Genomic DNA, 24,083 nt, shown 5'->3' with positions numbered 1-24,083 from the left:
GCCATCGCGGCTTTCCCGCCAAACGGCCGCCCACCCGGCACATTTCGGGCGTCAGGGGACGGTGATGCCGAGGAGGGAGCGGACGTGTGCGTACTTGGCGGTCAGCCGGTCGCGGGTGGGTGCGTCCAGTACGGACAGGCGTACGGGGTCCGCGTTGTGCGCGAGGTCGGCCTCCTTCACCAGGACGGCGCCGGGGGTGGCGAGGATGCGGGCGGCGTACTCCCCGACCGGTTCGCCGGGACGTTTGGTGAGGGCCAGCACCATGTCCTTGACCTCCTGCGGGAGGGCGGCGGCCGCGAGCTGTTCCGGGCTGAGCGCGTCGTCCTCCACGGCGTCGTGGAGCCAGGCGGCGGCCTGCTGGGCGGGGCTGCCGCCGCGCAGGCGGACGCCCTCGGCCACGGCCGCCAGGTGCTCGGCGTAGGGCCGTCCGGCCTTGTCGGTCTGGCCCTCGTGCGCGGAGCGGGCGAGGGCCTCCACCTCGGCGAGGGTCAGGGAGCGGTCCGTCATGCGATCTCCTTCGCTGCCGCGCGCAGGGCCCGGGCGGCCCGGTCCACGTCCGCGGGTGTGGTGCGCCAGTTGGAGAACGCGGCGCGCAGGCCGGCGGTTCCCCCGAGGACGGTGGGGGTGACGAAGACGTCGGCGGCGACGGCCTCGCGCAGGGCGGTCAGCCGCTCGGGGGTGGGGGCTGCGGCGAGGGTGAAGCAGACGACGTTGAGGCGGACCGGGGCCAGCAGCCGGAAGGCCGGGTCGCGGTCGAGGCGTGCGCCGAGGTCGCGGGCGCAGGCGACGTCCCGTTCGACGATCTCGCGGTGGCCCTCGCGGCCGTAGGCGCGCAGGGTGAACCAGGCGGCGAGGGCGCGGAGCCGGTGGGAGTTCTCGGGGGTGAGGTGGACGAGGTCCGGGTCGGCGCCGAGGGGGCCGAGGTAGGCGGCGGCGTTGGCGAAGACCCGGGACTGGAGGTCGCGGCGGCGGGTGAACTGGACGGCGCTGTCGTAGGGGACGTTGAGCCACTTGTGCAGGTCGACGCAGACGGAGTCGCAGGCGTCGAGTCCCGCGACGAGGTGGGCGTGCTCGGGGCTGAGCGCGGCGAAGGCGCCGAAGGCGGCGTCGGTGTGGAGCCAGAAGTCGTGGCGTTCCCTGAGGGCGGCGACGGCCCGCAGGTCGTCGAAGTCGACGGTGTTGACGGTGCCGGCGTTGGCGACGACGACCGCCGGGCCGGGTGCGTCGGCGAGGGCGCGGTCCAGGGCGGCGGGGTCGACGGCCTCCCGGCCGGGGAGGGTGGGCACCGGTACGAGGGCGGAGCGGCCGAGGCCGAGGACGGACAGGGCCTTGGCGATGGAGGAGTGCGGGGCTCCGGAGAGCACGCGGACGGGGCCGAGGGCGGCGACGCCGTCCTGGGCCGGGGAGACGCCGAGGCGTTCGCCGAGCCACTCGCGGGCGATGGCGAGGCCGGCGGTGTTGGACATGGTGGCGCCGCTGACGAAGGTGCCGGTGTGGGCGTCGGAGAGGCCGAAGAGCTCGCGGAGCCAGCCGGTCGTCTCGCGTTCGAGGTGCTGGCCCGCGCCGTCCATGGCGGAGTTGGAGTTCTGGTCGTGCACGGCGGTCAGCCAGTCCCCGGCGAGGGCGGCGGGGGTGGCGCCGCCGGTGACGAAGCCGAGGTAGCGGGGGCCCGCGGAGGCGGAGAGGCGGGGCTCCCAGCGGGCCCGGAACTCGGCGAGGGCCGCTTCCGTGCCGGTGCCCTGCGCGGGGAGCGGCGCGGGTCCGGGCGGCGGGGCGTCCTGCGGGGGTACGACGGGGCGTTCGTCCAGGGTCGCGAGGGCCTCGGCGGCGGCGCGGCGGGTGGCGTCGAGGAGCTCGGGGAGGCGGGCCAGGTCGGCGGCGAGGGTGCGGTCCATTCCCCGGACGCTAGCCCCCGCCGGGGGTTCGGGGACGGGCCAATCCGCGCCGAGTGGCCTTTGCCGTGAGGGGCGTTGCCGTTGCCGTGGCCCGGCGGGGTGGGCCGCTGCGCGGGGCTGGTTCCCCTACCCGCCCTTCATCCGTTCTCGCCTCAGACGCCGACGCGGCTGAAGGACCCGGGGCTGCGGCCCGGCCCCCTGGGGGCTCCGCCCCCAGACCCCCGCGCCTCAATCGCCGGCGGGGCTGGATTCTCCAGCCCCGCCGGCGATTGAGCGCACCGGGGCGGAGCCCCGGTTCTTCAGCCCCGCCGGCGTTTGAGGCGCGGGGTCAGGGGCGGCGCCCCTGGGAACGGGCGAAGGGCGGGTAGGGGAACCAGCCCAGCGCAGCGGCCCGCCCACCCGCACCCGGCCCACCGACCCCGGCCACGGAACCCAACCCCGCCCCGCGGCCCGGCGGACGGAGTCCGGCGCAGCGGCGCGAAGCCGGGGAGGCCCCCTGGGGCCGAGCCGCGCGAGCGGCGCGTCAAAAAGGAGCGGCGGTGGTGCGGGGGACGCGGTCCGCGATGAGGCCGTCGGCGAGGAAGAGCACCTCGTCGGCGTGGGCGGCGGCGGCCGGGTCGTGGGTGACCATGACGACGGTGGCGCCGAGGGAGTCGACGGCGTCGCGGAGCAGGCCGAGCACCTCGGCGGCGGTGGTGGTGTCGAGGGCGCCGGTCGGCTCGTCGGCGAAGACCACGTCGGGCCGGGTGACCAGGGCCCGGGCGATGGCGACCCGCTGCTGCTGTCCGCCGGACAGTTCGGCGGGGCGGCGCCGGCCCTTGCCGTCCAGGCCGACGCGGGCGAGCAGCTCGGCGGCCCGGGCCCGGTCCTGGCGGCCGCCGCCGAGGCTCAGCGGGAGCATGACGTTCTGCTCGACGGTGAGCGAGGGCAGCAGGTTGAAGGCCTGGAAGACGAAGCCGAGGCGGCTGCGCCGCAGCTCGGTGAGCTCGTTCTCGTCCATGGTGGCGATCTCGGTGCCGCCGAGCCGGACGGAGCCCTCGGTGGGGGCGTCGAGTCCGGCGGCGCACTGGAGGAAGGTGGACTTGCCGGAGCCGGAGGGGCCCATCACGGCGGTGAAGCTGCCGCGCGGCAGGGTGAGGTCGATGCCGCGCAGGGCGTGCACGGCGGCGGCGCCGCGTCCGTAGACGCGTCGTACGCCGTTCAGCTCCACGGCGGGTCCGGTCCGCGCGTCGTGTCGCCTGGTCCGCCTGAGCCCCATGGTCTGCCGCCTTCCGTACCGGTGTGCGCTGGTGTCCCCGACGCTACGGAGGGGCGTGGCGCGGGGGCCATGGAGCGGCCCGGCGGACGGCTGGTGGGGTAATCCCCACCCCGGGGCCGTCAGGGTGAGCGGCGGATGAGGAGCAGCGCGCGGTCGTCGTTGACGTCCTTGGCGACCTTCTCGATGAGGTGCCAGGCGGCGCCGTCCCAGCCGGCGGCGACGTAGCGGTCGGCTTCGCCGGTCAGGCGGTCGATGCCTTCGCTGATCTCGCGGTCGGCGGTCTCGACGAGGCCGTCGGTGAAGAGCATGAGGACGTCGCCGCGCCGCAGGTTGCCGCGGGCGGGTTCGAAGTCGGCGCCGTCGTAGACGCCGAGCAGTGGGCCCTCGCCGGTGACTTCGCGCCAGCGGCCGGTGCCGGCCGAGAGCTGGAGGGCGGGGAGGTGTCCGGCGGACAGCAGTTCGTAGTCGCCGGTCTCCAGGTCGAGGACGAGGTGGATGGAGGTGGCGAAGCCCTCGTCCCAGTCCTGGCGCAGGAGGTAGCCGTTGGCGGCGGGGAGGAAGTCCTGGGGCGGGAGGGCACCGAGGAGGCCGCCGAAGGCGCCGGAGAGGAGGAGGGCGCGGGAGCCGGCTTCCATACCCTTGCCGGAGACGTCGGTGAGGACGACTTCGAGGGTGCGGCCGCCGTTGGTGCGGGCGGCGACGACGAAGTCGCCGGAGAAGGACTGGCCGCCGGCCGGGCGCAGGGCCATCTCACGGTGCCAGCCGCGGGGCAGGGCGGGCAGCTTGCTCTGGACGCGGATGCGTTCGCGCAGGTCGAAGAGCATGGTGCCGCCGCGTCTCCAGGGCACGCCGACGCGGCTGCGGAACTGGGCGATGACCAGCCCGAAGAACCCGCACGCGGCGACGACGAGCACGGTGCCGGGGGTGACCCGGGCGGGGCCCTGGGTATAGGGGCCGAGGACGAGGGCCTCGACGATCAGGGCGGCCGCGGCGGCGGCGTACAGCCCGAGGAGGCTGGCGGGGCGCAGCAGGAGGCCGCCGGCGACGATGGGCAGGACCAGGGCCGACGGGGAGAACCAGACGGGCATCAGGAGGGTGCCGCAGGCTATGGCGGGGACGGTCAGCAGGAGGCCGGCGAAGGCCAGCCAGTCGGAGGCGTCGCCGCGGAAGTAGTCGACGGCGGATTTGCGCAGGGCTGTGCGCGCCCGGTGCGAAAGCATGCGCATCCGGGCCATGAACGTCTCCACGCGTGCTCCGGCCATTGCTTCGGGACCATATCCATCCCGGCTGTGAGTGCGCAGGGGGACCCCCGGACCAATGGCGCTTCGCGGGGCGAAAACCCTTCGACTGCGGCGGACGGGCCGCGTGAGGATGACCGCATGGCTCTTGAGATGCGGGTTTTGCAGCGGAATGAGTGGGATGTCTGGTTCGATCATCTGGAGCTGGCCTTCGGTGGCGTGAGGGAACCCGCACCGAGCCGGGAGCACCTGCGCTCGCTGACGGAACCGGAGCGCTCCCTCGGTGTCTGGGACGGCGAGGACTGCGTCGGCTCGGCCTCGGCCTTCGGTTTCCGCCTCTCGGTGCCGGGCGGGGCCCTGGTTCCGGTGTCGGGCGTGACCCTGGTGGGTGTCGCGCCGACGCACCGCAGGCGCGGGGTGCTGACGTCGCTGATGCGGCGCCAATTGGACGACATCCGTACGAGTGAGGAGCCGATCGCCGTGTTGACGGCATCGGAGCCGGAGATCTACGGCCGCTTCGGCTACGGCACGGCCGCGTACTCCCTGGCCGTCGACATCGACACCACCCGGGTACGCCTGTCCGTGCCGCCGGGGACGGACGCGGTGCGGCTGCGGCTCGTGGACCCGGACGAGTCCCTCGCGGACTGCGAGCGGGTGTACGCGGGTCTGGTCGCGGCCCGGCCTGGCATGCTGGCGCGGCAGCCGGGCTGGGAGCGGGACGGGGTGCTGGACGTGCCGGAGCTCCGGGGCGGGGCCTCGCCGCTGAAGTGCGTGGTGGCCGAGGACGCGGACGGCGGGGTGGCCGGGTACGCGCGCTACCGGGTCAAGCCCGACTGGGAGCTGTCCGGCTCGGACGGCAAGGTCGAGGTCAGCGAGGTGCACGCGCCGGATCCGGCGGCCTACGCGGCGCTGTGGCGCTACCTCTTCGGGATCGACCTGACCTGGCACGTACGGGCGTACAGGCGGCCGGTCGACGACGCGCTGCTGCACCTGGTCAGCGACGTCCGGCGGTGCGGGATCCAGCAGCGGGACGCGCTGCACCTGCGGCTGGTGGACCTGCCGGCGGCGCTGGAGGCGCGGGGGTACGGGGCCGCGGTGGACGTGGTGCTGGAGGTCGAGGACGCGTTCTGTCCGTGGAACGCGGGGCGGTGGCGGCTGACCGCCGGGCGCGACGGGGCGGTGAGGTGTGCGCCCTCGTCGGACGCGGCGGACCTGGCGCTGTCGGTGCGGGAGCTGGGGGCGGCGTACCTGGGCGGGGTCACGCTGACCTCGCTGGCGGCGGCCGGGCGGGTGCGCGAGCTCCGGGTGGGGGCGCTGCGGGAGGCCTCGCGGGCCTTCGCCGCCGACGTCGCCCCTTGGCTCCCGCACAACTTCTAACCTCTGCCGCGCGGGGGCGGACGCGGGTCGAGGTCCCCTACCCGCCCTTCGCCCGTTCCCCGGGGCTGCGCCCCGGACCCCCTGGGGGCTCCGCCCCCAGACCCCCGCGCCTCAATCGCCGGCGGGGCTGAGATGTGCTGCGCACATTCAGCCCGTTACCGGTGCGCCGCGCGGCTAGCGCTGTTGGCAGGTGGGGCACCAGAAGAGGTTGCGGGCGGCGAGGTCGGCGGTGCGGATCTCGCCCCCGCAGATGTGGCAGGGCATGTTCGCCCTCCGGTAGACGTACACCTCGCCGCCGTGGTCGTCCACCCTCGGCGGGCGCCCCATCGCCTCGGGGAGGTGCTCGTCGCGGACCGTGTCGATGCGGTTCTTCCGGACGCCCTCGCGCATCAGCGCCACCAGGTCGGCCCACATCGCGTCCCATTCGGCGCGGGTGAGGTCCCGGCCGAGCCGGTAGGGGTCGATGCCGTGCCGGAAGAGGACCTCGGCGCGGTAGACGTTGCCTACGCCCGCGACGACCTTCTGGTCCATCAGCAGGGCGGCGACCGTGGTGCGGCTGCGGGAGATCCGGGTCCAGGCGCGGCCGGGGTCGTCGGCGGGGCGCAGCGGGTCGGGGCCCAGGCGGTCGTGTATCGCCTTCTTCTCGCCCTCGCCGATCAGCGCGCAGGCGGTGGGGCCGCGCAGGTCGGCGTAGTGGTCCTCGTTCAGCAGGCGCAGCCGGACCGTGTCGGTGGCCGGCGGGGCGGGGGCGGGGCCGAAGCCGAGCTTGCCGAAGAGGCCGAGGTGGATGTGGATCCAGGCGTCGCCCAGCTCCAGGAAGAGGTGCTTGCCGTGCGCCTCGGCGCTCTCCAGCTCGCGTCCGTCGAGCAGTGCCGCGCTCTCGGCGAAGCGGCCCTGGGGGCTGCTCACCCGTACCGGGCGGGCGGCGAAGCGCTCGGTGTGGTCCTGGGCGAGGCGGTGGATCGTATGCCCCTCGGGCACGGCGGCGCTCCTCGATGCGAACGGGCGTGCCGCCGGACGGGGGGCGTCCGGCGGCACGGCGTACTACTGGTCCTGCGGGTGGTGGGCCGGGATCGGGGGCAGCTCGCCGGTGGTCTCGTACGCGGAGAGCATGTCGATGCGGCGCGTGTGGCGCTCCTCGTCGGAGTACGGGGTGGCCAGGAACGCCTCGACGAAGCTGGTGGCGTCCTCCTGGCTGTGCATGCGGCCGCCGACGGAGATGACGTTGGCGTTGTTGTGCTCGCGGCCGAGCTTCGCGGTCTCCACGCTCCAGGCGAGGATGGCGCGGACGCCCTTGACCTTGTTGGCGGCGATCTGCTCGCCGTTGCCGGAGCCGCCGATCACGATGCCCAGGCTGTCGGCGTCCGCGGCGGTCTTCTCCGCGGCGCGGAGGCAGAACGGCGGGTAGTCGTCGACGGCGTCGTAGATGTGGGGCCCGCAGTCGACGGGCTCGTGGCCGTTGTTCTTGAGCCAGTCCACGAGGTGGTTCTTGAGCTCAAAGCCTGCATGGTCGGATCCGAGATACACGCGCATGGGTCGAGTGTGGCATGCGCGCCCCCCGCCGACCGCAGAGGGGTGTCGCATAAATCACTTCTAAACCTCAAGTAAACCCAAAGAACGCAGACAGGAGGGGTCGGGACCTTGGTCCCGCACTGGGGGCCTCAGGTAACTATCGGAAGAAGGTCTTCCGTACTGGCCGGAAATCGGGTTTGAATGCCGGAACTCTCCACCCGAGAACCTAAGGATTCGTCCATGAGCACGACGACGACCCTTCAGAAGGCAGGCGGCCCCGGCGAACCCGGTTCCACCCAGCCCTCCGACGGTCTCAAGGCCGGTCTCAAGAACCGCCACCTCTCCATGATCGCCATCGGCGGTGTCATCGGCGCCGGACTCTTCGTCGGCTCCGGCGGCGGCATCGCCAAGGCCGGCCCCGCCATCCTGATCTCGTACGCCCTCGTCGGCGCGATGGTCGTCTTCGTGATGCGGATGCTGGGCGAGATGGCCGCCGCGAGCCCGAACTCCGGCTCCTTCTCCGCCTACGCCGACCGCGCGCTGGGCCGCTGGGCCGGCTTCTCCATCGGCTGGCTGTACTGGTTCTTCTGGGTCGTCGTCCTGGCCGTCGAGGCCACCGCCGGCGCCGTCATCCTCGAAGGCTGGATCCCGGCCGTCCCGCAGTGGGCCTGGTCCCTGATCGTGATGGCCGTCCTGACCGCCACCAACCTCGGCTCGGTCGCCTCCTACGGCGAGTTCGAGTTCTGGTTCGCGGGCATCAAGGTCGTCGCCATCGGCGCCTTCGTCGTCGTCGGCATGCTCGCCGTCTTCGGCGTCCTGCCCGGCTCCGACAACCCGGGTGCCGGCTTCGCGCACCTCACCGACGCCGGCGGGTTCATGCCCAACGGCTGGGGCTCGGTCCTCACCGGTGTGCTGATGGTCGTCTTCTCCTTCATGGGCAGCGAGATCGTCACCCTGGCCGCCGGCGAGTCCGAGGACCCGCGCCGCGCCGTCACCAAGGCCACCAACTCGGTCATCTGGCGCATCGGCGTCTTCTACCTGGGCTCGATCTTCGTCGTCCTGACCCTGCTGCCGTGGAACGACAAGTCGATCGTCGACAAGGGCTCCTACGTCGCGGCCCTCGACTCCATCGGCATCCCGGCCGCCGGCCAGATCATGAACGTGATCGTCCTGACCGCCGTGCTGTCCTGCCTGAACTCGGGCCTCTACACCGCCTCCCGCATGGCGTTCTCGCTGGGCGAGCGCGGTGACGCGCCCAAGTCCTTCGCGAAGGTCAACAAGCGGGGCGTGCCGATGGCGGCCATCCTCGGCTCCACGGTCTTCGGCTTCGTCGCCGTGATCTTCAACTACACCAACCCGGACACCGTCTTCAGCTTCCTGCTGAACTCCTCCGGTGCGATCGCGCTCTTCGTCTGGCTGGTCATCTGCCTGACCCAGCTGCGCATGCGCAAGATCCTCGTCGCCGAGGCCCCGGAGAAGCTGACGGTGAAGATGTGGCTCTTCCCGTACCTGACCTGGGCCACCGCCGCGATGATCACCTTCGTCCTGGGTTACATGCTCTACGACGACGGCAACCGCGAGACGGTGCTGTACTCCCTGCTCGTCGCCGCCGTCGTGATCGTGGTCGGCGTGGTGCGCCAGTCGCGCCGCAAGGGCGAGCTCGCGGCCGGGGCCGCCGCCGAGGTGGCCGTCGACGCCGCGGTCGACGCCTCCTGACCCGCCCCCGCACATGACAGCAGCCCCGGACCGCACGCTCGCGGTCCGGGGCTGCTGTACGAGGGGGCGCCCGTACGAAGGGGGCGTCAGCCGCGCCGGCCGGCCAGCTTCCAGGCGGCCGGGAGCGCGCCCATGGCCAGGGCGGCCTTGAGGGCGTCGCCGATCAGGAACGGGGTCAGGCCCGCCGCGACGGCCGCGCCGAGCGACATGCCGGTGGCGGCCATCAGGTAGGGCACGCCCACCGCGTAGATCACGGCCGAGCCCACCACCATCGTGCCCGCGGTGCGGAGCGCCGAGCGGTCGGCGCCGCGCCGCGCGAGGGCGCCGACGAGGGTGGCGGCCAGCAGCATGCCGAGGACGTAGCCGAAGGAGGCCCCGGCCGCGCCGGAGGTGCCGTCCGCGAACCACGGCACGCCCGCCATCCCGGCCAGGGTGTACAGCGCCAGCGCCAGGAAGCCCCGCCGGGCGCCGAAGGCCGTGCCGACGAGCAGGGCGGCGAAGGTCTGGCCGGTGACCGGTACGGGCGAGCCGGGGACGGGTACGGAGAGCTGCGCGGCCAGGCCGGTGAGCGCGGCTCCGCCGACGACGAGGACGGCGTCCCTGACGCGGCTCGCGGGCAGCAGGTCGGCGAGGACGGCGCCGGGCCGGAAGGAGACGGAAGCGGTGCTCATCGAAGGCTCCGGGAGGTGGGTGATCGGGCGGGACACCGCGACGTTAGCCGTCGCCGCACGGCCGCCCCCACCGCCGACCGGGACAAAGCCATACTGTCCGGTTTGGTGGAGACCGCACAAAGATGCTGCCTTACACCTGAGTTGAAGTGATCCCGATCACGGGCCACATTCGACGACACATCCTTTTTGCTCCCCGGGGTCCACTCCAGCGAGACTGTAGGTTCCCGCCAAACCCCCCGGATACCCTGCGTCGCTTGCCTACCGAGAGTACGAATCTGCTCATGCGCGAAGATCTGTCCGTCACCGGGAGCGAACTGCCCCCGGAACCCCTGAGCCACAGCCTCAAGCAGCGGCACCTGACCATGCTGGGCCTCGGCGGCGTGATCGGCGCCGGCCTGTTCGTCGGCTCCGGCGCCGGCATCGGGATCGCCGGCCCCGCGATCATCTGCTCGTACCTGCTGGCCGGCGTGCTCGCCATGCTGGTGATGCGGATGCTCGGCGAGATGTCCGCCGCGATGCCCGCCTCCGGCTCGTTCTCCGTGTACGCGGAGAAGGCCCTCGGGCGCTGGGCCGGCTTCTCGGCCGGCTGGCTGTACTGGTTCCTGCTGGTGGTGGTGCTCGCCGTGGAGGCGACCGGCGCCGCGAACATCGCCCACGGCTGGGTGCCCGCGGTCGACCAGTGGCTGTGGGTGCTGATCTTCATGGTGGTCTTCACCCTCAGCAACCTGGCCGCCGTCCGGAACTTCGGCGAGTTCGAGTTCTGGTTCGCCGCCCTCAAGGTCGGCGCGATCGTGCTGTTCCTGATCCTGGGCACCCTGGCGGTCTTCGGCCTGCTCCCCGACACCGAGCCGGTGGGGATGGCCAACCTGACCGGGCGGGGCGGCTTCTTCCCGGCCGGGATCGGCGGGGTCATCGCGGGCATGCTCGCCGTGGTCTTCGCCTTCGGCGGCCTGGAGGTCGTCACCATCGCGGCCGCCGAGTCGGACGACCCGGCCAAGTCGGTGTCGCGCGCGGTGCGCAGCGCGGTGTGGCGGATCCTCTTCTTCTACGTCGGCTCGATGCTGGTCATCGTGACCCTGCTGCCGTGGGACTCGCTGGAGCCGGGTCAGAGCCCGTACGTGGCCGTGCTGGACTCCATCGGGATCCCGGCGGCCGGCCAGATCATGAACATCGTGGTGTTCGTGGCGCTGCTGTCGGCGCTGAACGCCAACCTGTACGGCTCCTCGCGGATGGTGTTCTCGCTGGCCGAGCGGGGCGAGGCGCCGAAGTCGCTGCTGAAGGTGTCGGGCAGCGGGGTGCCGACGCGGGCGGTGCTCGCCTCGGTGGCGTTCGGCTTCGTGTCGGTGGTGCTGAACCTGCTGTGGCCGGACACGGTGTTCCTCTACATGCTCAACGCGGTCGGCGCGGTGCTGCTGTTCGTGTGGGCGCTGATCGCGGTCTCGCAGCTGCGGCTGCGGCCCCGGCTGGAGCGGGACATGCCGGAGCGGCTGACGCTGCCGATGTGGGCGTTCCCGTACCTGACGTGGGCGGCGCTGGCGGGGATGGCGGCGGTGCTGGTGCTGATGCTGTTCGACGACTCGGCGCGGCCACAGCTGCTGTGGTCCTCGGGTGCGGCGGCCGTCGTGCTGCTGGTGGCGTGGTACCGGGAGGTCCGGGACCGGCGGTCCTGACCGTCCGGTGATCGTGGCGCGGGCCCGGGACTTCGGTCCCGGGCCCGTTCCGCTTTCCGGGGCGGGCGGTCACGTCCGGTGAGAGCGGTGTCCGGATAATGGACGTACGACGTCCGATAAACGGACGATCGGCAGACTGGCGCCATGAGTCAGAGCACCACCACCGCACCTCCCGAGCCCGGGGCGCCCGCGCCCGCGAAGGCCGCCTCCCCCCTCGGCAACGGCCTCAAGCAGCGCCACCTCTCGATGATCGCCCTCGGCGGGGTCATCGGCGCCGGCCTCTTCGTCGGCTCCGGCGCCGGCATCGCGGCCGCCGGCCCCTCGATCGTGCTGGCGTACGCAGCGTCCGGGCTGCTCGTGATGTTCGTGATGCGGATGCTCGGCGAAATGTCGGCCGCCAACCCGGCCTCCGGTTCCTTCTCGGTGCACGCCGAGCGCGCCGTCGGGCCCTGGGCCGGCTTCACCGCGGGCTGGATGTTCTGGACCCTGCTGGTGGTGGGCGTCGCCATCGAGGCGATCGGCGCGGCGCACATCCTGGCGGGCTGGTTCCCCGGCACCCCGTCGTGGATGTGGGTGCTGGTGCTCATGGTGGTCTTCACCGTCGCCAACCTGGGCGCGGTCGCGCGCTTCGGCGAGTTCGAGTTCTGGTTCGCCGCCCTCAAGATCGGCGCCATCGCGCTCTTCCTGGGCCTGGGCGTGCTCGCCGTCCTCGGCCTGCTGCCCGGCACCTCCTCCCCCGGCGCCGGCAACCTGCTGCACGACGGCGGCTTCCTGCCCAACGGCGTCGACGGCCTCCTCGTCGGCCTGCTCGCCTCGGTCGTCGCGTACGGCGGCCTGGAGACGGTGACCATCGCGGCCGCCGAGTCCGAGGACCCGGTCAAGGGCGTGGCCAAGGCCGTGAAGACGACCATGTGGCGGATCGCGATCGTCTACGTCGGCTCGATGCTGGTGATCGTCACCCTGCTGCCCTGGAACGACCCGGCCGTCACCGAGCACGGCCCGTACGCGGCCACCCTGGACCACCTGGGCATCCCGGCCGCCGGCCAGATCATGAACGTGGTGATCCTGATCGCCCTGCTGTCCGCGATGAACGCCAACATCTACGGCTCCTCGCGCATGGCCTACTCCCTGGTCGCCCGGGGCCAGGGCCCGAAGGCGCTGGGCAGGGTCTCCGGCGGGGTGCCGCGCCGCGCGGTGCTGGCCTCCGCGGGCTTCGGGTTCGTCACCGTCCTGCTGTCCTACTGGTACCCGGACACCCTGTTCGCCTGGCTGCTGAACATGGTCGGCGGGGTCATCCTCATCGTCTGGGGCTTCATCGCCGTCTCGCAGTTCGTGCTGCGCCGGCGCCTGGAGCGCGAGGCCCCGCAGAAGCTGGTCGTGAAGATGTGGGGCTTCCCGTACCTGACCTGGGTGGCGCTGGCGGGCGTGGCCGGCGTGCTGGTGCTGATGGCCCTGGGCGAGGACACCCGGACGCAGGTGGTCTTCACCGGCGGGCTGACGGCGGCCCTGGCGGCGACCGGTTACGCGATGCAGCGCCGGGCGGCGCGCGGCTGACGCCCCGACAGGCCTTTCCCGAGAGGCGGACCCCGTGTGCGACGCGGGGTCCGCCTCTCTTCGTACAGAGGTGACCCTTACGTGTGAGGCGGAATAGATACTGCTAGCGTGCAGTTGCGCATTAATTGCAATAAGCGATTGGCACGCCGAGGGGACCGGATACACGCATGGCCATCTACACGCTTCCTGAGCTTCCGTACGACTACGCGGCCCTGGAGCCGGTGATCAACCCGCAGATCATCGAGCTGCACCACGACAAGCACCACGCGGCCTACGTCACGGGCGCCAACACCACGCTGGAGCAGCTGGAGGAGGCGCGCGACAAGGAGAACTGGGGCGCCCTCAACGGCCTGGAGAAGAACCTCGCGTTCCACCTCTCCGGCCACATCCTGCACAGCATCTACTGGAACAACATGGCCAGCCCGAAGACCGGCGAGGGCGGCGGCGAGCCGACCGCGGCCGACGGCGTCGGCGACCTGGCGGACGCGATCACCGAGTCCTTCGGCTCGTTCGCCAAGTTCAAGAAGCAGCTGACCTTCGCGTCCTCCGCGACGCAGGGCTCCGGCTGGGGCGTCCTCGCGTACGAGCCCGTCAGCGGCCGGCTCGTCGTCGAGCAGGTCTACGACCACCAGGGCAACGTGGGCGTCGCGAGCACGCCGATCCTGGTCTTCGACGCCTGGGAGCACGCCTTCTACCTCCAGTACAAGAACCAGAAGGTCGACTTCATCGAGGCCATGTGGAACGTCGTCAACTGGCAGGACGTGGCCAGGCGCTACGCCGACGCCAAGGCGAACACCCCGCTGCTGATCCCCGTCAAGGGCTGATCCGCACCCCCGCAGACCCGTCCGCCTCGTGATCGTCTTCTCAGCCTTCGCGTGCGGGCGTGTACAGCGGAAGACCCCCGTGAGGACGTGACTCACGGGGGTCTTCCGTACGTACGGGGCCGGACGGGCCGGGGCCGGACTACTCGAAGGACGGGCCCTGGGTCCGGGTGCGCTTGATCTCGTAGAAGCCGGGGGTCGAGGCGACCAGCAGGGTGCCGTCCCACAGGCGGGCCGCGGCCTCGCCGCGCGGGGCGGGCGTGACCACCGGGCCGAAGAAGGCCACCTCTTCGCCGTCGGCGCCGGGCACGGAGATCACCGGGGTGCCGACCTCCTGGCCGACGCGCTCGATGCCGTCGTTGTGGGAGTCGCGCAGGACCTCGTCGTACTCGTCGGAGTCGGCGTAGGCGAGCAGCTCCGCCGGCAGGCCGACCTCGGCCAGGGCGTCGGCGATGACCTCGCGGGTCGCGCCGCGGCCGTCGTTGTGGATCTTGGTGCCGAGGGCGGTGTACAGCTTGCCGGTGACCTCGTCGCCGAACTTCTGCTGGGCGGCGACGACCACGCGCACCGGAGCCCAGCCCTTGGGGCCGAGCAGCTCGCGGTAGCGCTCGGGCAGTTCGTCGAGCTTGTTCTCGTTGAGCACGGCGAGGCTCATCACGTGCCAGCGGACTTCCACGTCGCGGACCTTCTCGACCTCCAGCATCCAGCGGGACGTCATCCAGGCCCAGGGGCAGAGCGGGTCGAACCAGAAGTCGACCGGCGTCTTCTCGCGCACCTGGGTGTCGGTCATGGCTCTCCTCAAGTCACATAAGGCGTCACGGGTCATGTTCTTATCCGCCAACCAGCCCGGGATCGCCCGCATTCCCCGTGGGAGGATTCCAGCGAAGACCGTGATCACGCACGAAGGAGTGCAACGTGCCCGGAGAGAACCTGTCCCGCGACGAGGCCCGCGAGCGGGCCGAACTGCTGTCCGTCGACGGGTACGAGGTGGTCCTCGACCTGAGGTCCGCGGTGGACGAGGCCGAACCGGCCGAGGGCCCCCGCACCTTCCGCTCGGTGACCACCGTGCGCTTCCGGGCCGCCGTCCCCGGCGCGTCCTCCTTCGCCGACCTGATCGCCCCCTCGGTGAACTCCGTCACCCTGAACGGCCGCGCGCTGGACCCGGCCGCGGTCTTCGACGGCGCACGGATCGCGCTGGAGGGCCTGGACTCCGAGAACGTGCTGGTCGTCGACGCGAACTGCGCCTACAGCCGGACCGGCGAGGGCATGCACCGCTTCGTGGACCCGGAGGACGGCGAGGTCTACCTCTACACCCAGTACGAGCCGGCGGACGCCCGCCGCGTGTACGCCAACTTCGAGCAGCCCGACCTGAAGGCGCCCTACCGCTTCGAGGTGACCGCGCCCGAGGGCTGGCGGGTGTGGAGCAACGGCGCCGAGGAGTCCCGCGACGGGCAGACCCGGCGCTTCGCCGAGACGGCGCCCATCTCCACGTACATCACCTGCGTGGTGGCGGGTCCGTACCACTACGTCACGGACACCTACACGCGCGGGGACCTGACCATCCCGCTGGGCGCGATGTGCCGCAAGGGACTGGCGAAGCACTTCGACGCCGACGACGTGTTCCTCGTCACCAAGCAGGGCTTCGACCTCTTCCACGAGATCTTCGACTACCCGTACCCCTTCGGGAAGTACGACCAGGCCTTCGTGCCCGAGTACAACCTCGGCGCCATGGAGAACCCGGGGATGGTCACCTTCCGCGAGGAGTACATCTTCCGCGGGAAGGTCACGCAGGCCTCCTACGAGCGGCGCGCGAACGTCATCCTGCACGAGATGGCGCACATGTGGTTCGGCGACCTGGTCACCATGAAGTGGTGGGACGACCTGTGGCTGAAGGAGTCCTTCGCGGACTTCATGGGCTCCTTCGGACTCGTCGAGGCCACCCGCTTCGACCAGGCCTGGGTCACCTTCGCCAACAGCCGCAAGGCGTGGGCGTACCGGGCCGACCAGCTGCCGTCCACGCACCCCGTCACGGCCGACATCCGTGACCTGGAGGACGCGAAGCTGAACTTCGACGGCATCACGTACGCCAAGGGCGCCGCGGTGCTCAAGCAGCTCGTCGCGTACGTGGGCCGGGAGGCCTTCCTGGACGGCGCGCGGCGCTACTTCAAGGCGCACGCGTACGGGAACACCACCCTGGACGACCTGCTGTCGGTGCTCGGGGAGGTCTCCGGGCGGGACATGGCCGAGTGGTCGCGGGCCTGGCTCCAGACGGCCGGCGTGAACGCGCTGACGCCGGTGGTGACCTCCGACGCGGCCGGGCGGCTGACGGAGCTGGCGGTGGTCCAGGAGGGCGACGAGCTCCGCCCGCACCGGGTCGCGGTGGGCCTGTACCGGCTGGAGGCCGACGGGTCGCTGGTGCGCTACGCGCGGGCCGAGGCGGACGTGGCGGGCGCCCGGACGGTGGTTGCGGAGCTGGCCGGGCTGGAGCGGCCGGACCTGGTACTGGTCAACGACGAGGACCTCACGTACTGCAAGATCCGCTTCGACGAGGCCTCCCTGGCCACGCTGCGCGGCCACCTGGGCGACCTGACGGACCCGCTGGCGCGGGCGCTGTGCTGGTCGGCGCTGTGGAACCTGACGCGGGACGCGCTCATGCCCGCGCGGGACTTCGTCTCGCTGGTCCTGGCGCACGCGGGCCGGGAGACCGACGTCGGCGTGCTCCAGCAGCTGCACGCGCAGGCGCTGAGCGCGGTGGCGCACTACACGCCGGCCCAGCGGCGCGAGCAGACCGGACGGGACCTGGCCGCGGGGGCGCTGCACGAGCTGCGGCTGGCCGAGCCGGGCTCCGAGCACCAGCTGACCTGGGCCCGGTTCTTCGCGGCCAGCGCGGCGACGGAGGGCGACTTCCAGCTGCTGCTGGGCCTGCTGGACGGCACCGCGCGGATCGACGGGCTGGAGGTCGACCAGGAGCTGCGCTGGGACTTCCTGCTGCCTCTGGTGGCGCACGGCGCACTGGACGAGGCGGCGGTGGAGGCCGAGCTGACCCGGGACGACACGGCTTCGGGCAAGCGGCACCAGGTCCGGTGCCTGGCCGCCCGGCCGTCGGCGGCGGTCAAGGACCAGGCGTGGGCGGCGGTGGTGGAGTCGGACGCGCTGTCGAACGCGCTGGTGGAGGCCACCATCTCCGGGATGCAGCAGGGCTCGCAGCGCGAGCTGCTGGCCGGCTACACGGAGCGCTACTTCGAGGTGATCGAGCGGGTCTGGGCGCAGCGTTCGATCCAGATCGGCATCGACGTGGTGAAGGGGCTCTACCCGATGCTCCAGGACGCGCCGGCCACGGTCGAGGCCACCGACGCGTGGCTCGCCGCCCACCCGGACGCGGCCCCCGCGCTGCGCCGGCTGGTGCTGGAGTCCCGCGACGACCTGGCCCGCGCGCTGCGCGGCCAGGCCTGCGACGCGGCCGCGGGCTGACCCCGTGTCCGGCGGGGTGCGGGCCGGCGGCCCGCACCCCGCCGGCGTCGGGTGGCGGCGCCCGTGAGTTCGTAGGATGGTCGGACCCAGCGGGCCTATTCGGCACTCGAACGCCCGTACTTTAGCCCCGGCTTGTCCGGATTTGTCGACGGGCGTGTAACAGGGGTTAGCAAGGCCATGGCCTGAGGGAATCACCGCGTCATGAACCAGAACGCACCCCTCCCCCTCGCCCACCTCACCGCCAGCCGCCCCCGCGTGCTGACCCTCGCACAGCTGCGCGAGCACGGCGTCAGCGCCTCCGAGGCCGCCGGGCGGCCCTGGCAGCAGGTGCTGCCCGGGGTGTTCCTGCTCCACTCCGGCCCCGCGACCAGCGAGGAGCGGCTGCACGCCGCCCTGCTGTACGCCGGCCGGCGCGGCAGCGGCGAGGTCATGATCACCGGGCTGGCCGCCCTCGCGCTCTACCGGTTCTCCGCCACCCCCGCCCTGCTCGCCCTCTCCCACATCGACGTGCTCGTGCCCAACACCCGCCGGCTGCGCTCCACCGGCGACGTCCGCGTGGTCCGCGCCCACACCCCGCCCCGCCCCGTGGAGGTGACCGGCCTGCCGGTGGCCCCGGTGGCGCGGGCCGTCGCCGACGCCGTCGGACAGGTCTCCGACGCCGGCACGGTACGCCGCATCCTCAGCGAGGCCGTGCGCGGCGGCCACTGCGAACCGGCCGCCGTCGTACGGGAGCTGACGGTGGCCCGGCTGCTGAACCGGCCGCACGTGGTCGACGCCGTCGAGTCCCTCCTCGCCGAGGGCCGGGCCATCGCGGAGGACCGGCTGTACCAGCTCGTACGCGGCTACGAGCTCCCCGAGCCCGTCTGGAACGTGGACCTGCGCCTGCCCGGCGGCCCGCACCTGGGCGGGGTCGACGCGTACTGGCCCGAGCAGGCCGTCGCCATCGAGATCGACACCCGGGCCCCGCGCCAGGGCGAGGACGAGGACTGGTCGGAGGCCGTCCGCAAGCGGGAGACCCTGGAACGCCTCGGGGTGACCGTCCTGTACCTGACGCCCCGCAAGCTGCGCGACTGGCCCGAGCAGCAGGCGGCGGTCGTCCGGACCGCCCTGACGGCGTCCGGCGACCGCGAGCCCGCCGCCTACCTGGTCGTACTGCCCCGGTGAGGCGGGTTGGCCGGGGAGTACTCCGGGGCGCTCCAGCGCAGCCGCCCCGGATGCAGGCTCTCCACGACCGCCTCCACCCGGAAACGCACCGCCCGGCTGCCGCCGGGGCCGTACTCGGTCCGGGCCCGCCCGCTCAGCTGGAGCAGCCCGCCGCCCTCCCAGTCGGGGAAGAGCAGACCGGCCCGCTCGTCGGCGGCCAGGTTGCCCAGGGTCAGGAACATCGCGTTGCCCGCGTAGTCCGGCCAGAGCAGCTCCGTCGGCGAGAGCACCTCCACGAAGCCGGGCATCCCGCCCCGGTGGCTGGCGTCGACCCCGTCCGCCTCGGCGGTGGTGGCGACGAAGAAGGTGTCGGCGGCGCGGACGGCCCGCTCCTGGCCGGGGGTGAGCGCCTCCCCGCGCCGCACCACACCGGGCCCGTCGGGCACCAGCTCCAGCGGCTGCCGCTTCTGCAGGTACTTGGGGCAGTTGGAGAACACCTGCTCGGCCGCCACCGCGAAACCGCCGGGCGCCACGGCGAGGGTCCCGTTGAGCCGCATCCGGCGCCGGGTGCGCGGGTCGAGGGAGATCGTGCCGACCCGGGTGCCGGCGGTGGCCAGCGCCCCGGCCAGCGGGTCGCCCTCCGGAAGGCCGCCCGAGACCCGGACGCGGTCCGGCCCGGTGGCCCGTACGAACCCGGGCGCGCCGGTGAGCAGCGAGGCCCACAGCCGCCCCGCGCCGTCGGCGGCGCCGACGACCAGGTGGGGCTGCTGGGCGAGGAAGGCCGCCGCGACGTCGCGGATGTCCGCGCCGATGGAGCGGCCGACGTGCTCGGCGAGCTCGCGTACGCCGACCCGTTCCTGCACGGCCAGCGAGCCCTGGTGGTACCGGCCCATGATGTCCCCCAATCCTTGAGTTCCTAGAAGAAGCCGCAGGTCGGAGCATCCGCCGTAGGGGCGGGAGCACCCTGCGCACCGGTGGGCACGGAGATCTCCAGACGGGTGCCGTCCGGGTCGTGGAAGAAGATCCCCCCGGAGGCGGCGCCCTCGCGGTGGGCGACGACGCCCTCGTGGGCGAACTCGACGCCGAGGCCGCGCAGCCGCTCCTCGTACGCCCGGACCTCCTCGATCGCGCCGGCCGAGAACGCGAGGTGGTGCAGTCCGGCGGCCCGCGGCCGGTAGGGGCCCTCCGCCTGCTGCCAGAGGGTCAGGACGAGTTCGCCGTCCCGGCCGAGGAACGCGTACCTGCGGCCCTCCTCCTTGCCCTCGCCCAGCAGCGCGAAGCCGAGGGCGTCCCGGTAGAAGGCGAGCGAGCGCTCCAGATCGGTGACGTTGAGGCCGATGTGGCCGGTGCGGAGCGTGGCGGCGGTGCCGGTGGTGTCCGTGGTGCCTGTGGTGGCGGTCGACATGAGGGTCCCTTCCCCGAGGTCCGAGAGTTTCTAACCTTCTATCTCGACATTACGGGTTAGGCGGAACTCCGTCAACCGGTCACGTACCCTTGAGGGGTTAGCGGCGCGAGGAGGCGGACATGACGGCGGCGACCACGGACCCACGCCCACTGACGGGCGAGCCCGTCTCCCTGGACCTGCTGAACACGCGCTGGATGCTGGACGGCGAGATCGCCGACCTCTTCGCGGGGGCCTATGGGCTCAGCCGGCTGGAGGGACTGGCCATCTGGCTGGAGGGCACCGGCCTGGCCGGCCGCTTCCGTGCCGACAAGTCGACCCTGGTCCACCTGCTGACCGCGCGCGAGGCCATCGCCCGCGCGGTCGCGGACCCGGCCGACGAGGGCGCGCGCTCCCTGGTGGACGCCGTACTGGAGCACGGCCGGATCCGGGCCACCCTGACCTCCGACGGCCCCGGCGAGCGCGCCGAGTTCGCCGACCCCTCCTGGGGCCCGGCCTGGACTGCGGCCCGCGACTACCTCGGGCTGCTGGCCACCGCACCCGACCGGATCCGCAAGTGCGCCTCGGAGACCTGCGTCCTGCACTTCCACGACACCTCGCGCAACGGCACGCGGCGCTGGTGCTCCATGGCCGTCTGCGGCAACCGCGCCAAGGCCTCGCGGCACTACGCGCGCACGCGCGAGCGCTGAACGGTCGGAATCTGTCACACCGGTCGTGAGACGGAAGGCCGATCCTTCCCCGTAAGAAGGTCGGAAAGTCGATAAATCAACTCACCGGGCCTTGCGAGTCGCCCCGGCTTGCCCCGTCATGTCCTCACTGGCGGAGCCTCCGCACTGACGGGAACCCGCCATGTCAGGTCTCGGTCAATGACAACACTCCCCAAACAGCAGTCACTTAGGCAAAGCTGACCGGTCATCCGGCACCGAATTCCGGACCGTATCTTTCACTTAGCCAGGGATGCTGATGACCCTCGACTCCCCCAGCTCCACCACCGGGGCCATACCCGGCACCAGGCGCGCGGCCCGCGTCGCGGCGGCCGCGGGCCTGGTGGCCGCCCTCTGCGCCACCGGCGCGGTGCCCGCCTTCGCGGCGGCCGGCGACGACCCGTGGACGACCGCCCCGGTCAAGTCCGCGGACCAGAAGCTCGGTTCGGCCGACGCCGAACTGCTCCAGGAGGCCAAGGCCAAGGGTGACGCGACCGTCACCGTCATGGTCGCGACCGCCCCCGGCCAGACCAAGCAGGTCGCCGACCAGCTGGACGCCGTCCAGGGCGCCTCGATCGGCCAGACGTACGACAAGCTCGGCTACGTACGCGCCACCCTGCCGACCGACAAGGCGGAGGCCGCCCTGAAGGCGGCCGCCAAGCTGGAGTCCGTGCACGGCATGGACCTGCGGCACGAGATCCGGCTCCCGGACCCGCGCCCCGAGGCGAGCAAGGACGGTTCGGCGAAGAAGACCGCCGCCGAGACCTACCCGGCACCGGACAAGAACACCCCGGCCAAGAACCCGTACAACCCCTCGTTCGAGACCGGCTCGGTGGACTTCGTCAAGAAGAACCCGCAGGCCGACGGCCGTGGCGTGACCATCGGCATCATGGACTCGGGCGTCGACGTCAGCCACCCCTCGCTGCAGAAGACCACCACCGGCGAGCGCAAGATCGTCGACTGGGTGACCGCGACCGACCCGATCACGGACAACGACGGGACCTGGCGCGCCCAGATCACCCCGGTCACCTCCGCGGGCGGCGCCTTCACCGCCGGCGGCCAGAGCTGGAAGGCCCCCGAGGGCAGCTTCCAGTGGAGCCGCTTCAGCGAGTCGATCACCGCCAACGGCGACATGAAGGGCGACGTCAACCGGGACGGGGACACCACCGACCGGTTCGGCATGCTCTACGACCCGGCCGCCGGCACCGTCCGCGTCGACACCGACCAGGACGGTGACTTCACCAACAACGAGCCGATGAAGCCGTACAAGGACGGCTTCCAGATCGGTTACTTCGGCAAGGACGACCCGGCCACCGAGGTCGCCGAGCGGATCCCGTTCACCATCGAGATCCGCAAGGACGTCAAGATGGACCCGCTCGGCGGGGACTGGGTCGGCAAGAAGGCCGACTTCGTCAACATCGGCATCATCGAGTCCGAGCACGGCACGCACGTCGCGGGCATCACCTCCGCCAACGGCCTGTTCGGCGGCCAGATGAACGGCCAGGCGCCCGGCGCCAAGCTCGTCTCCTCCCGCGCCTGCTCCTGGTCCGGCGGCTGCACCAACGTCGCGCTGACCGAGGGCATGATCGACCTCGTCGTCAACCGCGGCGTCGACATCGTCAACATGTCGATCGGCGGCCTGCCGGCGCTCAACGACGGCAACAACGCCCGCTCCGAGCTCTACAAGAACCTCATCGACACCTACGGTGTCCAGCTCGTCATCTCGGCGGGCAACGAGGGCCCGGGCGTCAACACCATCGGCGACCCCGGCCTCGCCGACAAGGTCATCTCCGTGGGCGCCGCGGTCTCCAAGGAGACCTGGGCCGCCAACTACGGCTCCGGCGTGACCAAGAAGTACAACATGTTCCCCTTCTCCTCGCGCGGTCCGCGTGAGGACGGCGGGTTCACGCCGACCATCACCGCCCCCGGCGCTGCCATCAACACCATCCAGACCTGGCTGCCCGGCGCGCCCGTGAAGGAGTCCGGCTACAGCCTCCCGGCCGGCTACGGCATGCTCCAGGGCACCTCGATGTCCTCGCCGCAGGCCGCGGGCGCCAGCGCCCTGCTGATCTCGGCCGCCAAGCAGGCGAAGATCGCCCTGCCCCCGGCCAACCTGCGCGTGGCGCTGACCAGCACCGCCAAGAAGATCGACGACGTCCCGGCCCACGCACAGGGCGCCGGTCTCATCGACATCCCCAAGGCGTGGGAGTCGATCCAGCGCGGAGCCAAGGCCAACGAGTTCACGGTCAAGGCCCCCGTCGACACCGCGCTCGACCAGTTCCTGAAGACCCCGGGCTTCGGCACCGGCCTCTACGACCGCGAGGGCGGCCTGAAGGTCGGCCAGAAGAAGGTCTACGACGTCGTCGTCACCCGCACCACCGGCGTCAAGTACGGCACCCGGCACAACATCAGCTGGCGCAACAACGACGGCACCTTCAAGGTCGTCGGCGGTGGCGGCTACGACTACGTCACCCTGCCGCTGAACAAGCCGGTCACCATCAAGGTCGAGGCCAACGTCAAGTCGGCCGGCGTCCACAGCGGCATCCTGCAGCTCGACGACCCCACCACCGAGGGCGTCGACAAGCAGATCCTGGCCACGGTCGTCGCCTCCACCCCGCTGGCGCAGCCGTCCTTCACGCTGTCGGACACCTCCACCGTGCAGCGCAACAGCCACAAGTCGTACTTCGTGACCGTTCCGCAGGGCGCCAAGACCCTCGAGGTCGCCCTCGGCGGGCTCGCGGCGGGCAGCCAGACGCGCTTCATCTCGATCCACCCGTACGGCACGGGCGTCGAGGACAGCGCGACCACCCAGTGCTACCCGAACTACGACAACCCGGCCAACAAGTGCCGCCCCGACCTGCGCTCGTACGAGAACCCGCAGCCGGGCGTCTGGGAGATCGAGGTCGAGTCGCGCCGCACGTCGCCGCTGCTCGACAACCCGTTCAAGCTGGACGTCTCCGTCCTCGGCGCGGGCTTCGACCCGGCCGTCAAGGTCCTGCCCGAGGTCAAGCAGGGCACCCCGGCGCCGGTCCAGTGGACCGTGAAGAACGACGCCGCCGCCATCTCCGGCGGCAAGCTGCGGGGCGGCCCGCTCGGCTCCGCGAAGGTCGACAAGCCGACCATCGCCGCCGGCGAGACCAAGACCACCGAAGTCACCGTCGGTGAGGGCGCCGCCCGCCTCGACGTGGCGATCAACAAGCCCTCGGACACCGCCGCCGACCTCGACCTCGAGGTCTACAAGGACGGCGTCAAGGTCGGCTCCTCCGCCGACGGCGACTCCGACGAGTCCGTCAGCCTGCTCAAGCCCGCCGCCGGCACCTACACCATCAAGGTGATCGGCTACGCGGTCCCGGCCGGCACGACCACGTACGACTACCGCGACGTGTTCTTCTCCGCCGCCCTGGGCTCCGTCCAGGTCGACGAGGCCGCCGCGGTCAACCTCGCCACCGGCGCCTCCGCGCAGGTCTCGGCGAACGTCCTGGTGACGGGCGCGGCCCCCGAGGGCCGTCAGTTCTTCGGCCAGGTCCAGCTGCTCAACGCCCGCGGCACCGCCGCCGGCACCGGCAGCGTGCAGATCGACAAGGTCATCCCGTAACGGTGTGAACGCATGACGGAGGGGCGGTGCTCGACCGAGCACCGCCCCTTCGGCTT

The 24,083-nt window shown here is 72.1% G+C and carries 19 protein-coding genes; 9 read left to right on the top strand and 10 right to left on the bottom strand.

All coding sequences use genetic code 11. The annotated features are described in order from the left end of the window. Window positions 1-51 precede the first annotated feature (51 nt). From ABD973_RS21390 to ABD973_RS21375, 4 genes are all read right to left on the bottom strand, one after another. A complete protein-coding gene (locus tag ABD973_RS21390) occupies window positions 52-507 on the bottom strand; it encodes an HD domain-containing protein (RefSeq protein WP_125603371.1) in 456 nt (151 codons plus the stop codon). Next, entirely contained in the window at window positions 504-1,895 is a 1,392-nt protein-coding gene (locus tag ABD973_RS21385) for a pyridoxal phosphate-dependent decarboxylase family protein (protein WP_345501538.1), read from the bottom strand. Before ABD973_RS21385 ends, ABD973_RS21390 begins: the two co-directional genes overlap by 4 nt. A 523-nt stretch (window positions 1,896-2,418) precedes the next feature. Next, window positions 2,419-3,153, bottom strand: coding sequence for an ABC transporter ATP-binding protein (locus ABD973_RS21380; RefSeq protein ID WP_125821122.1), 735 nt, complete (start codon window positions 3,151-3,153; stop codon window positions 2,419-2,421). Window positions 3,154-3,272: 119 nt separating this feature from the next. Beyond that, window positions 3,273-4,415, bottom strand: coding sequence for a PP2C family protein-serine/threonine phosphatase (locus tag ABD973_RS21375; protein ID WP_125605290.1), 1,143 nt, complete (start codon window positions 4,413-4,415; stop codon window positions 3,273-3,275). Window positions 4,416-4,532: 117 nt separating this feature from the next. Between ABD973_RS21375 and ABD973_RS21370 the strand changes: the two genes are divergently transcribed. After that, a complete protein-coding gene (locus ABD973_RS21370) occupies window positions 4,533-5,768 on the top strand; it encodes a GNAT family N-acetyltransferase (RefSeq protein ID WP_164720888.1) in 1,236 nt (411 codons plus the stop codon). 174 nt (window positions 5,769-5,942) lie between these two features. Here ABD973_RS21370 and ABD973_RS21365 read toward each other — a convergent pair whose 3' ends face one another. Together ABD973_RS21365 and ABD973_RS21360 are read right to left on the bottom strand one after the other, a co-directional pair. Next, window positions 5,943-6,749 carry an Fpg/Nei family DNA glycosylase gene (locus ABD973_RS21365; protein ID WP_125821123.1) on the bottom strand — a complete coding sequence of 269 codons (807 nt, stop codon included), beginning with the start codon at window positions 6,747-6,749 and terminating at the stop codon, window positions 5,943-5,945. 63 nt (window positions 6,750-6,812) lie between these two features. After that, a complete protein-coding gene (locus tag ABD973_RS21360) occupies window positions 6,813-7,301 on the bottom strand; it encodes a ribose-5-phosphate isomerase (RefSeq protein WP_125604030.1) in 489 nt (162 codons plus the stop codon). Between the two features lie 219 nt (window positions 7,302-7,520). On the opposite strand from ABD973_RS21360, the gene ABD973_RS21355 reads away from it, so the two are divergent. Next, entirely contained in the window at window positions 7,521-8,996 is a 1,476-nt protein-coding gene (locus tag ABD973_RS21355; RefSeq protein WP_125821124.1) for an amino acid permease, read from the top strand. Window positions 8,997-9,082: 86 nt separating this feature from the next. On the opposite strand, the gene ABD973_RS21350 is transcribed toward ABD973_RS21355, so the two are convergent. Continuing rightward, window positions 9,083-9,667, bottom strand: a complete 585-nt coding sequence (locus ABD973_RS21350) for a biotin transporter BioY (protein WP_125821125.1) — start codon at window positions 9,665-9,667, stop codon at window positions 9,083-9,085. A 281-nt stretch (window positions 9,668-9,948) separates the two neighbouring features. Here ABD973_RS21350 and ABD973_RS21345 point away from each other — a divergent pair, with 281 nt between their 5' ends. The 3 genes from ABD973_RS21345 to ABD973_RS21335 all read left to right on the top strand — a co-directional run bounded on the left by ABD973_RS21345 (window position 9,949) and on the right by ABD973_RS21335 (window position 13,715). After that, window positions 9,949-11,337, top strand: coding sequence for an amino acid permease (locus ABD973_RS21345; protein ID WP_125821126.1), 1,389 nt, complete (start codon window positions 9,949-9,951; stop codon window positions 11,335-11,337). Between the two features lie 144 nt (window positions 11,338-11,481). After that, window positions 11,482-12,891, top strand: a complete 1,410-nt coding sequence (locus tag ABD973_RS21340; RefSeq protein ID WP_345501529.1) for an amino acid permease — start codon at window positions 11,482-11,484, stop codon at window positions 12,889-12,891. A gap of 167 nt (window positions 12,892-13,058) precedes the next feature. Beyond that, window positions 13,059-13,715 (top strand): superoxide dismutase, encoded by a 657-nt coding sequence (locus ABD973_RS21335; protein WP_125597991.1) that lies wholly within the window; start codon window positions 13,059-13,061, stop codon window positions 13,713-13,715. 139 nt (window positions 13,716-13,854) lie between these two features. Here ABD973_RS21335 and ABD973_RS21330 read toward each other — a convergent pair whose 3' ends face one another. Then, window positions 13,855-14,502, bottom strand: a complete 648-nt coding sequence (locus ABD973_RS21330; protein WP_125597994.1) for a mycothiol-dependent nitroreductase Rv2466c family protein — start codon at window positions 14,500-14,502, stop codon at window positions 13,855-13,857. 125 nt (window positions 14,503-14,627) lie between these two features. On the opposite strand from ABD973_RS21330, the gene pepN reads away from it, so the two are divergent. Both pepN and ABD973_RS21320 read left to right on the top strand, forming a co-directional pair. Further along, window positions 14,628-17,183 carry an aminopeptidase N gene (pepN, locus tag ABD973_RS21325; protein WP_125821128.1) on the top strand — a complete coding sequence of 852 codons (2,556 nt, stop codon included), beginning with the start codon at window positions 14,628-14,630 and terminating at the stop codon, window positions 17,181-17,183. Between the two features lie 201 nt (window positions 17,184-17,384). Next, entirely contained in the window at window positions 17,385-18,347 is a 963-nt protein-coding gene (locus ABD973_RS21320; protein ID WP_125598000.1) for a hypothetical protein, read from the top strand. On the opposite strand, the gene ABD973_RS21315 is transcribed toward ABD973_RS21320, so the two are convergent. Together ABD973_RS21315 and ABD973_RS21310 are read right to left on the bottom strand one after the other, a co-directional pair. Further along, entirely contained in the window at window positions 18,323-19,219 is an 897-nt protein-coding gene (locus ABD973_RS21315) for a pyridoxamine 5'-phosphate oxidase family protein (RefSeq protein WP_125821129.1), read from the bottom strand. The two genes, ABD973_RS21320 and ABD973_RS21315, sit on opposite strands and share 25 nt — an antisense overlap. 23 nt (window positions 19,220-19,242) lie before the next feature. After that, complete coding sequence (locus tag ABD973_RS21310) at window positions 19,243-19,731, bottom strand: VOC family protein (RefSeq protein ID WP_125598009.1); 489 nt, start codon at window positions 19,729-19,731, stop codon at window positions 19,243-19,245. Between the two features lie 119 nt (window positions 19,732-19,850). Between ABD973_RS21310 and ABD973_RS21305 the strand changes: the two genes are divergently transcribed. Together ABD973_RS21305 and ABD973_RS21300 are read left to right on the top strand one after the other, a co-directional pair. After that, a complete protein-coding gene (locus ABD973_RS21305; protein WP_345501523.1) occupies window positions 19,851-20,417 on the top strand; it encodes a CGNR zinc finger domain-containing protein in 567 nt (188 codons plus the stop codon). A gap of 274 nt (window positions 20,418-20,691) precedes the next feature. Further along, window positions 20,692-24,027 (top strand): S8 family serine peptidase, encoded by a 3,336-nt coding sequence (locus ABD973_RS21300; RefSeq protein WP_345501521.1) that lies wholly within the window; start codon window positions 20,692-20,694, stop codon window positions 24,025-24,027. The last annotated feature ends 56 nt before the right edge of the window (window positions 24,028-24,083 follow it).

Source organism: Streptomyces racemochromogenes (genome assembly GCF_039535215.1).
Classification (GTDB): Bacteria; Actinomycetota; Actinomycetes; order Streptomycetales; family Streptomycetaceae; genus Streptomyces; species Streptomyces racemochromogenes.
Note: the sequence above shows the minus strand (reverse complement) of the source record. Positions and strands in the feature narration are given on the sequence as shown.

Coding starts and splice junctions, on each gene's coding strand:
- ABD973_RS21315 (WP_125821129.1), bottom strand. CDS start 19,219: ATGGGCCGGTACCACCAGGGCTCGCTGGCCGTGCAGGAACGGGTCGGC.
- ABD973_RS21360 (WP_125604030.1), bottom strand. CDS start 7,301: ATGCGCGTGTATCTCGGATCCGACCATGCAGGCTTTGAGCTCAAGAAC.
- ABD973_RS21300 (WP_345501521.1), top strand. CDS start 20,692: ATGACCCTCGACTCCCCCAGCTCCACCACCGGGGCCATACCCGGCACC.
- ABD973_RS21330 (WP_125597994.1), bottom strand. CDS start 14,502: ATGACCGACACCCAGGTGCGCGAGAAGACGCCGGTCGACTTCTGGTTC.
- ABD973_RS21350 (WP_125821125.1), bottom strand. CDS start 9,667: ATGAGCACCGCTTCCGTCTCCTTCCGGCCCGGCGCCGTCCTCGCCGAC.
- ABD973_RS21355 (WP_125821124.1), top strand. CDS start 7,521: ATGAGCACGACGACGACCCTTCAGAAGGCAGGCGGCCCCGGCGAACCC.
- ABD973_RS21335 (WP_125597991.1), top strand. CDS start 13,059: ATGGCCATCTACACGCTTCCTGAGCTTCCGTACGACTACGCGGCCCTG.
- ABD973_RS21305 (WP_345501523.1), top strand. CDS start 19,851: ATGACGGCGGCGACCACGGACCCACGCCCACTGACGGGCGAGCCCGTC.
- ABD973_RS21340 (WP_345501529.1), top strand. CDS start 11,482: ATGAGTCAGAGCACCACCACCGCACCTCCCGAGCCCGGGGCGCCCGCG.
- ABD973_RS21390 (WP_125603371.1), bottom strand. CDS start 507: ATGACGGACCGCTCCCTGACCCTCGCCGAGGTGGAGGCCCTCGCCCGC.
- ABD973_RS21385 (WP_345501538.1), bottom strand. CDS start 1,895: ATGGACCGCACCCTCGCCGCCGACCTGGCCCGCCTCCCCGAGCTCCTC.
- ABD973_RS21375 (WP_125605290.1), bottom strand. CDS start 4,415: ATGGCCGGAGCACGCGTGGAGACGTTCATGGCCCGGATGCGCATGCTT.
- ABD973_RS21320 (WP_125598000.1), top strand. CDS start 17,385: ATGAACCAGAACGCACCCCTCCCCCTCGCCCACCTCACCGCCAGCCGC.
- ABD973_RS21345 (WP_125821126.1), top strand. CDS start 9,949: ATGCGCGAAGATCTGTCCGTCACCGGGAGCGAACTGCCCCCGGAACCC.
- ABD973_RS21370 (WP_164720888.1), top strand. CDS start 4,533: ATGGCTCTTGAGATGCGGGTTTTGCAGCGGAATGAGTGGGATGTCTGG.
- ABD973_RS21310 (WP_125598009.1), bottom strand. CDS start 19,731: ATGTCGACCGCCACCACAGGCACCACGGACACCACCGGCACCGCCGCC.
- ABD973_RS21380 (WP_125821122.1), bottom strand. CDS start 3,153: ATGGGGCTCAGGCGGACCAGGCGACACGACGCGCGGACCGGACCCGCC.